The organism is Terrabacter sp. P5_B1, from assembly GCF_056400505.1.
Map to the genome: position 1 here is coordinate 1 of NZ_JBFULD010000535.1, position 1,597 is coordinate 1,597.

1 protein-coding gene is annotated in these 1,597 nt (G+C 72.6%); it reads left to right on the plus strand.

Features of this window, described 5'->3' with window-relative positions:
• The coding region (locus AC1DP0_RS21720; RefSeq protein WP_478088626.1) for an AAA family ATPase at window positions 1-1,482 on the plus strand (1,482 nt) is incomplete at its 5' end.
• Between the last annotated feature and the right edge of the window lie 115 nt (window positions 1,483-1,597).

A 1,597-nucleotide genomic window follows, 5' to 3' on the forward strand; every position in this document is an offset into this window, starting at 1 on the left:
GAGTACGCCGAGGCGCTGACGGAGGTCGCGTCGTCCGCCGTCATGCTCGGCACCGCCCCGATCGACGCCATCGCCAAGGCCACGGCAACCTCGGCCACCTACCTCGCCGCCGTGCGCCCGGGCGCACCCGGCACCCCGGTCCAGTCCGGACCGGCCGGACAAGCCGGGTCGGACGACCTCGGGTCGGCCCCGTCGTGGTCGGGCATCCTCCCCCCGCTCCCCGAGGGGCCGGGCACCGATGCCGTGCTCCGCTCGTGGGGACTGGCCCGCGTGCCGTCGTCACCGGCTGACCCGGCCGCCGGGCAGGGCGGCGCCACCCCAGAGGTCGGTGACGGCATACGCCCGCAGGAGACGGGCCCCACCGGGGCGCCCACCGCGGCACAGGCCGAGCAGAGCCAGGCCACCGAGCCGCCCGCGGAGCCGACAGAGCCCGAGAAGTCCGTCGAGGAGCTGCTCGCCGAGCTCGAGGCGATGATCGGACTGGCGCGGGTCAAGAAGGAGATCCACCGGCAGGTCGCGCTGCTCTCCGTCGAGAGGATGCGCACCGAGGCCGGCCTCAAGGCTCCCAAGATGAGCCGCCACCTCATCTTCGTCGGCAACCCCGGCACCGGGAAGACCACTGTCGCCCGGCTCGTCGGCGGCATCTACCGGGCCCTCGGCCTGCTCCCGAAGGGCCAGCTCGTCGAGGTCGACCGCAGCGAGCTCGTCGCGGGCTACGTCGGCCAGACGGCGATGAAGACGGCCGAGGTCGTCGCCAACGCCGTCGGCGGCGTGCTCTTCATCGACGAGGCGTACGGCCTCACGGGCGACCAGTACGCCCAGGAGGCGGTCAACACCCTCGTCAAGGAGATGGAGGACCACCGCGAGGACCTCGTCGTCATCGTCGCGGGCTACCCCGAGCCCATGGTCGGCTTCATCGCCCAGAACCCCGGCCTCGCCAGCCGGTTCACGACGACGATCGAGTTCGACGACTACTCCGACGACGAGCTGCTCGCGATCCTCGACTCCATCGCGACCGCGAGCGACTACGAGCTGACCGACGACGCCCGCCGCCGCGTCCGACACCAGCTCGAGGCGACGCCGCGCACGCCGGCCTTCGGCAACGGCCGCTTCTCGCGCAACCTCTTCGAGCACGCCGTCGGGCGCCACGCGTGGCGGCTCAAGGACGCGAAGGAGCCGAGTCGCGACGACCTGCGTCTACTCACCGGAGACGACTTCACCGAGCAGCCCGACGAGCCCGAGCAGCCCGACCACCTCGACGCCCCCGACGCAACCGACGCAACCGACGCAACCGACGCAACCGACGAGGAGGCCGTGGGTCGGCCGCAGGATCCGGCGGAGGTCAGGGCAGACCCTGATGGTTCGGCAGCCACCCGTGAGGCAGTCTCTGAGGCACAGGACGGCCCGAACGACCCGAACGACGTGAACCACCTGAACGACCTGGACGACCCCAGCGCGAACGAGCACGAGGACACCGCATGAGCGCACCGACGACGAACATCCCCGTCGCCATCCCGGCGGGCGCGTCGTCCGGCGCGGGCCCGTCCGGCCAGCGGCCGCGCACCATCGCGGGCAGCATCCCCGGAGCGCGCGGCCT